Origin of the sequence: Kitasatospora sp. NPDC056446 (assembly GCF_042796115.1) — a bacterium.
Taxonomy (GTDB): domain Bacteria; phylum Actinomycetota; class Actinomycetes; order Streptomycetales; family Streptomycetaceae; genus Kitasatospora.
Genome location: NZ_JBHTRF010000087.1, coordinates 1 through 8840, shown reverse-complemented (window position 1 = coordinate 8840; position 8840 = coordinate 1). Strand labels below are relative to the sequence as shown.

The window sequence follows — 8840 nt, the reverse complement described above, 5'->3', positions numbered from 1 at the left end:
TGGCCTCGGCGGTGTTCAGGGGGGGCGGCGGCCTCGGGGCGGGGGGGGGGTGGGGGGGGGGGGGGGGGGGGGGGTGCCCGGACCGCGCCCGGACGACTCTGGCACGCCCACCCTCCCCTCGGCCAGAGCCCACCCGTCACTCCTCGGGGGCTCTCCCGCCTCCCGGCCGAAGCCCACCCGCCCCCGCCGCCGGAACCGCACGGCCCGCGCTCGGGCCTCACTCAGGCCTCACTCAGGCCTCACTCAGCCTCGCCGGAGCCGAAATCCGGTGGCCACCACCCCCGCGCCCCCGGCAGCATCGCCGCCATGACCACCGACCGCCCCGCCCTCACCGACCCCGACCTCGACCCCGGCCGCGAGACCGCCGCCACCACCGTCCTGCTCCTCGCACCGCGCATCAACGAGACGGGACTCGCGCTGCGCACCGCCGCCGGGCGCCGCGGTCTGCGGGCGTACACCGCGACGTCCTGGCAGGCCCCGCGCGAACTGCTCGGCGGCCCGGCGGTGCACGTGTACGGCGGGCCGCTGTTCGGTGACGCCGTCGGACGGGAGCTCGGCCTCGGGCTGCTGGAGCCCGCCGAGGACTGGCTGGCCCGGCTGCCGCTCACCCTGACGGGGCGGCGGGTCACCTGCACCACCCTGGCCGAGGCCCGCCGACTGCGCAGCCCGGCCTTCGTCAAGCCGCCGGCCGACAAGCTGTTCGCGGCCCGGGTCTACCCCGACGGCGGTGCGCTGCCGGGGCCCGAGGTGCTGGACGGCGACACCCCGGTGCTGGTGAGCGAGGTGGTCCGGTTCGTCACGGAGTACCGGTTGTTCGTCCTGGACGGCGTGGTGCGGGCCGGGTCCCGGTACGCGGTGGACGGCGAGCTGTCCGTCGCGCCGCTGGACCCGGACGGTACCGCCGTCGGGGCAGGCCCGGACAGCGCGTCGGCACCGGACGGAGAAGCCTCCGACGCGCTCGCGTTCACCCGGGACGTCCTGGCGGTCTCGGCGGCGGGTGTGCCGTTGCCGAGCGCCACCGTGGTGGACGTCGGCCTTACGGCGAACGGCCGTTGGGCCGTGGTGGAGGCCAACGCCGCCTGGGCTGCCGGGGGTTATGCCGCCGATCCGGACGCCGTCCTCGATGTCGTGCTGCGCGCCGCCGGGCCGGCCGCCCGACTCCCCGCCACCGACCGGCCGTTCCTGCGCGAGCTGCCCGAGGTGGTGCGCTGAGGCCGGGCAGCGGGGCGGGTCCCGTCCGACCACCGACCGCGCCCCGCCTCCCGGCACGCCCCGGGGCTCCCGTCCCGTCGCCCCGCCCACCGGGCGGCGGGGCGCATCGCCAGGCCCGCCGCCGCCAGTACCGCGCCCAGGACGACCCAGCCGATCCTGCCGCATCCGACCACCAGGGTGCTGACCAGCGCCGGGCCGGCCATCAGCGCCGCAGCCGTCCCCGCGTTGAAGACGCCCTGGTAGGCGCCGTGGTCCCGCTCGCCCGCGAGGTCGTAGCTGAGCGCCCAACCGCCCGCCTGCCCGACCACCTCTCCGAGGGACTGCAGGGCGACCCCGCCGAGCACCACCACGGCCGCGACGATCGCGGGCAGACCGTGCGCCAACGAGATGACCAGGCAGGAGGCGGCGAGCATCACCCCGGCGCGCCCGCAGGCCCGGGCGGCCGCCGACCGCTCCTCGGTCCCCCGGGTGGCCCGGACCTGGAGGGTGATCACCAGCAGGGTGTTGACGATCAGGGTGCCCGCGACGGTGATCCGCGGCGCGTCGGTCTCCTGGACGATCCAGAGCGGCACGCCGACCTCCAGGACGGCGAACTGGAGGCAGAGCACTGCGTTCAGCGCCGTCACCGCCAGGAACGGCCCGTCGCGCAGGGCCGGGTTCCGCCGCTTGCCCGGCTTGACGCCCTTGCCCGGCTTGACGCCCTTGCCCGAGGCGGCGGACGGCTCCGGGGCTCCGACCGTCGCCGAGGGCTCCGCCACCGGTGCGCGGCGCGGCTCGGCGAAGCGCAGGAACAGGACGGCGACGACCGCGAAGGAGACGGCGTCGGCCAGGATCGCCGTCAGGTAGACCGGCCGGGTGTCCAGTTGGAGCGCGACCGCCCCGAGGGCGGTGCCCGCGCAGATGCCCGCGTTGGTCACCACCCGCAGGTAGGCCCGGCCCGCGACCCGGCGATCGGCGGGCAGCACCTCGGCGTAGAGCGCGTTCCGTACGGCGGCGGAGCCCCGGTCGACGGCGGAGACCAGGCAGGCCAGCGCGATGAAGGCCGGGTAGCTGTGCACCAGCGCGTACCCGGCGGTGCCGACCGCCTGCACCGAGACCAGCGCCACCAGCACCCGCCGGGCGCCCCACCGGTCGGCGGCCCGGCCTGCGGGCACGCTCGCGACGACTCCGCACAGGCCGGCGGCGGTCAGGCCGAGCCCCAACTGGGCGGCGCTCAGGCCGAGCACCCGGGTGAAGAACAGCACGGCGACGGCGAGGGAGAGGCCGTTGCCCACCGTGTTGACCAGGGTGATCCCGGCCAGCCGGCGGACCGTCGGGTCGGGGTGCAGGCGCCGCCGCAGGGCGGCGACAACGCCACCGGTGCCGGGGAGTACTGGGAGGTCTGCCTCGCGCCCACCTGGTGGCCGCAGGCCCGCGCGGTCCTGGAGGCCGACCTGGTCTACCGCGCCCGTCTGCTCTCCCGGCACGGCGCGACGGCCCTCTTCGCCGATCTGGACCACCGCCTCCGCTGGGAGGACGGCGTCCTATCGATCAACCGGCACTGGACGGACGGCGATGTGGAGACCCCGGTTGACGGGCGCGGGCTCGTGCTCTGCCCGACCTTCTTCGTCCGCGGCGCGATCACGATGATCAGCAGCGACCGGGCGCCGCAGATCAGTTACCCGGCGCGCGGGCAGGCGGGCATGGGCGGCCGGGGCGCTCCGGTGCCCGCGCAGGCCGTGAAGGCACTGGTCGGAGCGCCGAAGGCCCGGCTGCTGGCCATGCTCGCCGAACCCGCGTCCACCACGGACCTCGCCTACCGCCTCGGCGTCACCCCGGGCGCGGTCAGCCAGCACCTGTCCGTCCTCGCCGCCACCGGTCTGGTCACGAGCAGCCCCACCCCTCCCCGTCCCACCCCGCCCCCACTCAACTCCCAAGTGGTACAGACCTGTTGACGCATTGGTCCAGTCCTCCTACAGTGCCCATGCCCCGTCTCCCCACGGCGCGGGCACCGATCGCACACGGATCAACCCCGGTTCTACGTCACCCTGTTCCACCCCCACAGCCACAGGGAGAACCATGTCCGCTCGATCCCGGGCCGGGCGCCCGCGCGTGCGCAGCAGACTGCTGGCGCTGCTCGCCGTCCTGCTCCTCCCCCTCGCCGCGCTCACCGCGCTGGCCGCCCCGGCGAACGCCGCCGGAAAGCTCACCGCCACCTTCACCACCGCCAACAACGGGTCCTGGTGGCAGGGCACCTACATCGTCCACAACGACAACGCGACCGCCGTGTCCGGCTGGACCCTGGAGTTCGACCTCCCGCCCGGCGTCACCATCGGCAACAGCTACAACGGCACCGCCACCGTCACCGGCGGACACGTCAGCGCCGTCGCCGCGTTCTACAACTCCACCGTGAACGCCCACAGCACCACCGAGCCGTACAGCTTCTGGTTCGTCGGCAACGGCCCGGTCGCGACCCCGCTCAACTGCCGTATCAACGGCGACAAGTGCGACGGCACACCCGACGTCCCGCCGTCCGCGCCGGGCACCCCGACGGTCGCCGAGTCCACCGCGCACACGCTCGCCCTGAGCTGGCCGGCCGCCACCGGCGGGGACTTCCCGGTCGCCTCGTACGACGTGCTGAACGGCAGCACGGTCCTCGCCTCCAGCCCGACCACCAGCACCCTGGTCAGCGGCCTCACCCCGGCCACCTCGTACACCCTGACCGTCCGGGCCAAGGACAGTCGCGGCAACACCGGGCCGCTCAGCGCGCCCGTGACCGCCGCCACCTTCGACCCGTCCACCGACACCGTCCCGCCCACCGCACCGACCAACCTCCGTGCCACGTCGGTCGGTTCGACGGACGTGGCGCTCGCCTGGAACGCCTCGACCGACAACGTCCGGGTCGCCGCGTACGACGTCTACCAGGGCCCCACCCTGGTGGCGACGGTAACCGGCAAGACGCTCACCGCGACGGTCGGCAGCCTCTCCCCGTCCACCGCCTACACCTTCACCGTGAAGGCCCGCGACCCCGCCGACAACGCCTCGCCCGCCTCCGCCCCGCTCTCGGTGACCACCTCGGACCTGGTCGGCGCCGGAAAGTACGCCCGGGTCGGCTACTTCGTCCAGTGGGGCATCTACGGCCGCCAGTACTTCGTGAAGAACCTCGACACCTCGGGCAGCGCCGCCAAGCTCGACGTCGTCAACTACGCCTTCGAGAACATCGATCCGGTCAACCTGACCTGCCTCGCCGGTGTCACCAAGGGCACCACCGCCAACCCGCAGGACCCGGACCAGGGCACCGGCGCGGGTGACGCCGACGCCGACTACGCCCGCCCGATGAGCGCCGACCAGTCGGTGGACGGCGTGGCCGACGACGGCTGGGGCAAACTCCGGGGCAACCTCAACCAGTTGAAGAAGCTCAAGGCCAAGTACCCGAACCTGAAGGTGGTCGTCTCGCTCGGCGGCTGGACGTACTCCAAGTACTTCTCCGACGTCGCCGCCACCGACGCCTCGCGCCAGAAGTTCGTCAAGTCCTGTGTCGACACCTGGATCAAGGGCAACCTGCCGCTCTACAACGGCGCCGGTGGCGACGGTGTGGCGGCGGGGATCTTCGACGGCATCGACCTCGACTGGGAGTGGCCCGGCTCCGCCGACGGCCACCCGGGCAACCACTGGAGCGCCAACGACAAGGACAACCTGACCCTGCTGCTGGCCGAGTTCCGCAAGCAGCTCGACGCAACGGGCGGCCCCCACAAGCTGCTCACCGCCTTCACCCCGGCGGACCCGGCGAAGGTCGCGGCCGGCTGGGACCTGGGCAAGATCTTCACCTCGTTGGACATCGCCAACGTCCAGGGCTACGACTTCCACGGCTCGGGCAGCGACAACTCGTGGGAGCCCAACCGCACCGGCCACGCGTCGAACCTCTACCAGGACCCCAACGACCCGTACAACTTCCACTTCAGCGTGGACGCGGCCGTCCAGGCCTACCTCGGCGCCGGGGTCAACCCGCGCAAGCTCACCATCGGCTTCCCGTTCTACGGGCGCGGCTGGCAGGGCGTCGCGGACGGCGGCGCGAAGGGCGTCTGGCAGTCCGCGACGGGCGCCGCACCGGGCCAGTTCGCCGAGGAGGCCGGGACGCGCGGGTACAACAACCTGGTCACCAGCCTCTCCAACCTCACCGTCTACCACGACCCCAAGTCCATTGCGACGTACGGCTACACGGGAGCCGGCGGCCAGTGGTGGACCTTCGACGACGCCTGGTCGATCGCCCAGAAGACGGCCTACCTCAAGTCGAAGAACCTGCTCGGCGGCATGATCTGGGAGATGTCCGGCGACACCCCGTCCGGCACCCTGATGAACGCCCTCGACACCGGGCTCAAGTAGCCCTCACCCCCGCCGCCGGGCCCAAGTGGCCCGCCGCGCAAGGAGAACGGGGCCGGTGCCCCTCCCCGAAAGGAGGAGCACCGGCCCCGCACCACGTCTACCGCTCTACCGCTCTACCGCGACGCCATCGACGTCAGCCTCCGCGCCGCCCGGTACTGCCGCAGCACCTGCGAGAAGGTGGTGTGCCCCTGGGTGGCCCGGGCGAAGGCCCGCCAGGCCGGCGGCACCAGGCAGACCGCCGCGTGGAACAGGTACGGCCGCCGCTCGAAGGCGCCCAGCAGCTGCTTGCCCGCGCGCATCTCCACGCCCAGCCCGGCCTTGATCGCGAACGCGTAGTTCAGCGCCTCGCGCCGCACCGACGCCGCGTTGCCGGCCTCGGCGACCTTGACCGCCCACTCGCCCGCCAGCCGGCCCGAGCGCAGCGCGTAGGAGATGCCCTCACGGGTCCACGGCTCCAGCAGCCCGGCCGCGTCCCCGGCGACCAGCACCCGGCCGCGGGAGAGCGGCGAGTCCTCGGCCCGGCAGCGGGTCAGGTGCCCGGACTCGACGCTCGGGGTGAAGCCGGACAGGCCCAACCGCCGGATGTAGTCGGCGAGGTACTGCTTGGTCCGCTCGCCGTCGCCGCGCGCCGAGATGACGCCGACGGTCAGGCTGCTGGTCTCGGTCTTCGGGAACACCCAGCCGTAACTGCCGGGCAGCGGGCCCCAGTCGAGGTGGATCCGGCCCGCCCAGTCGGCGGCGACCTGCGGCGGCACCGGGATCTCCGCTTCCAGGCCGAGGTCGATCTGGTCGAAGGTGACGCCGACGTGCCGGGCGATCCGGCTCGCGCTGCCGTCCGCGCCGACCACCGCGCGGGCCTCGAAGGTCCGGCCGTCGGCCGCCGTGACCAGCGCGGTCCGGTGCTCGCCGCCGCGCTGTTCGACACCGGTGACGGTCACTCCGGTGACCAGCACCGCCCCGGCCTCCTTCGCCGCCTGCACCAGGCGCAGGTCGAACTCGTCCCGGTTGACCAGGCCGAACAGCATCCGCCGGGAACGCCGCGTCCGGGTGTACCGGCCGTCGTACGCGAAGGTGACGGCGTGCACCCGGTCCTGCAGCGGCAGCCGGAAGTCCGGCGGCAGGCTGTCACGGGAGGGGCCGATGATGCCGCCGCCACAGGTCTTGTAGCGGGGGTGCTCGGCCTTGTCGAGCAGCAGCACCCGGCGACCCTGGACGGCGGCGGCGTGCGCCGCCGAGGAACCCGCCGGTCCGGCGCCGACCACCACGACGTCCCAGACGCCGTCGAGCGGTGAGGCCGCGCCGTCGTGCGGGCTGGCGAGCGGGCTACGGGAATCGGAGCTTCCGGAGTCAGTCACGTCGAGCAATTCTATGCGTCCGCCCGCCCGGTCGGACGCCGCACCACCCGAACCACCCGCGACCGCCGGAAGCCGGACCGGAAGCGGAAGCAGGAACCGGAAGCGGGAACGGCAGCGGAAGCAGGAACCGGAAGCAGGAAGGAGCCGGAACAGGATCGCCCGACCCCCGGGGCACCCGATTCCGCGCCGCCTATGATCGGCGGTACCCCAACCGCCCCCACCGCCCGCAGCACCCCGCGGGCGGACGTCCCCCCTCGGAGCCCCGATGTCACAGCCCCTGGCCGACGCCGTCCGGTCCCTGATGGACCGTGCCCGCACCGACCTCGCCGAACTGGTCGCCTTCCCGTCGGTCGCCGACCCGCGCCAGTTCCCGGTCGAGGAGTGCGAGAAGGCCGCACGCTGGGTCGCCGACGCCTTCGCCGCCGAGGGCCTGACCGGCGTCCGGCTGCTCGACACCCCGGACGGCACCCAGTCGGTCTACGCCGAGCTGCCCGGCCCCGAGGGCGCGCCGACCGTGCTGCTCTACTCGCACTACGACGTCCAGCCCCCGCTCGACGAGGACGCCTGGCTCAGCCCCGCCTTCGAGCTGACCGAGCGCGACGGCCGCTGGTACGGGCGCGGCGCCGCCGACTGCAAGGGCAACGTCCTGATGCACCTGACCGCCCTGCGGGCGCTGCGCCAGGTGTACGGGGACACCTACCCGGTCAGCCTGAAGATCATCGTGGAGGGCTCGGAGGAGCAGGGCACCGGCGGTCTGGAGCGCTACGCCGAGGCGAACCCCGAGCTGCTCGCCGCCGACGCCATCATCATCGGCGACACCGGCAACTTCGCCGCCGGCCTGCCCACGGTGACCACCTCGCTGCGCGGCATGACGGTGATCGAGGCCTCGGTCACCACCCTGGCCGGCAACCTGCACTCCGGCGCCTTCGGCGGCGCCGCCCCGGACGCGCTGCAGTCCCTGGTCCGGATGCTGGCCTCGCTGCACGGCGAGAACGGCGACGTCACGGTCGCCGGGCTGGAGACCGACCGCAGCTGGGAGGGCGTGCAGTACCCGGAGGAGCAGTTCCGCGCCGACGCCAAGGTGCTCGACGGCGTCGCCCTGACCGGCACCGGTACCATCGCCGACCGGCTCTGGGCCCGCCCGGCGGTCACCGTCCTCGGCATCGACGCCCCGCCGGTGATCGGCGCCACCTCCTCCGTCCAGGCCACCGCCAAGGCCCTGATCAGCCTGCGGGTCCCGCCGGGCACGGACGCCTCCGCCGCCCAGGACGCGCTGGTCGCCCACCTGGAGGCGCGGGTCCCGCTCGGCGCCCGGCTCACCGTCGAGCGCCAGGGCAGCGGCGCCCCGTTCCGCGCCGACACCACCGGTCCGGCGTACGAGGCGATGGGTGAGGCGATGGCCGAGGCCTTCGGCACCGCGATGGTCTCCTCCGGGCAGGGCGGCTCGATCCCGCTGTGCAACACCCTGCGCTCGCTCTACCCGAAGGCCGAGATCGTACTGATCGGCGTCGAGGAGCCGACCGCCCAGATCCACGCGGTCAACGAGAGCGTCGACCCGCAGGAGCTGGAGCGGATGGCCCTCACCGAGGCCCTCTTCCTCCGCCGTTACGCCGAACTGCGCTCCGCCTGACGGACCTCGGCCCGGGGGCTGCCCGTTCCGGCCCCCGGCCCGGGCCGCCCGCCGCGCCACCGGCGGGCGGCCGCGACCGCCGCCGCGTAGCCGACGGCACCGACCGCGAGCCCGGCCCCGGCACCGAAGCAGACCTCCGGCACCAGGTTGCGCTTCAGCGGGCCGAGCCGGTGCAGCACCCCGGCCGCCGTCGCCGCGCCCCCCCCCGCGCCGGCGGCCCCCCCCCGCCCGGGGGCCCAACCCCCGGCGGGGCGCCGAGGGTGGGGCCCCCCCCCGGCCCC

General features: G+C 74.3%; 7 protein-coding genes. 4 read left to right on the top strand and 3 right to left on the bottom strand.

All coding sequences use genetic code 11. From position 1 onward, the window contains the following. Positions 1-306 precede the first annotated feature (306 nt). Positions 307-1212, top strand: coding sequence for an ATP-grasp domain-containing protein (locus ACFQ6N_RS34525; protein WP_380657737.1), 906 nt, complete (start codon positions 307-309; stop codon positions 1210-1212). Here ACFQ6N_RS34525 and ACFQ6N_RS34520 read toward each other — a convergent pair. After that, the gene (locus ACFQ6N_RS34520) at positions 1095-2498 is read right to left on the bottom strand and encodes an MFS transporter (protein ID WP_380657772.1); all 1404 of its coding nucleotides are present in this window, start codon (positions 2496-2498) and stop codon (positions 1095-1097) included. The genes ACFQ6N_RS34525 and ACFQ6N_RS34520 overlap by 118 nt on opposite strands. 36 nt (positions 2499-2534) lie before the next feature. Between ACFQ6N_RS34520 and ACFQ6N_RS34515 the strand changes: the two genes are divergently transcribed. Both ACFQ6N_RS34515 and ACFQ6N_RS34510 read left to right on the top strand, forming a co-directional pair. After that, positions 2535-3146, top strand: a complete 612-nt coding sequence (locus ACFQ6N_RS34515; RefSeq protein WP_380657735.1) for an ArsR/SmtB family transcription factor — start codon at positions 2535-2537, stop codon at positions 3144-3146. 124 nt (positions 3147-3270) lie between these two features. Then, positions 3271-5574, top strand: coding sequence for a glycosyl hydrolase family 18 protein (locus ACFQ6N_RS34510; protein ID WP_380657733.1), 2304 nt, complete (start codon positions 3271-3273; stop codon positions 5572-5574). A 113-nt stretch (positions 5575-5687) separates the two neighbouring features. Here ACFQ6N_RS34510 and ACFQ6N_RS34505 read toward each other — a convergent pair whose 3' ends face one another. Continuing rightward, positions 5688-6929, bottom strand: coding sequence for a geranylgeranyl reductase family protein (locus tag ACFQ6N_RS34505; protein ID WP_380657731.1), 1242 nt, complete (start codon positions 6927-6929; stop codon positions 5688-5690). 265 nt (positions 6930-7194) lie between these two features. Between ACFQ6N_RS34505 and ACFQ6N_RS34500 the strand changes: the two genes are divergently transcribed. Next, entirely contained in the window at positions 7195-8559 is a 1365-nt protein-coding gene (locus ACFQ6N_RS34500) for a dipeptidase (RefSeq protein WP_380657729.1), read from the top strand. Here the strand turns inward: ACFQ6N_RS34500 and ACFQ6N_RS34495 are convergent. Further along, complete coding sequence (locus ACFQ6N_RS34495) at positions 8535-8738, bottom strand: hypothetical protein (RefSeq protein WP_380657727.1); 204 nt, start codon at positions 8736-8738, stop codon at positions 8535-8537. The genes ACFQ6N_RS34500 and ACFQ6N_RS34495 overlap by 25 nt on opposite strands. Positions 8739-8840 lie beyond the last annotated feature (102 nt).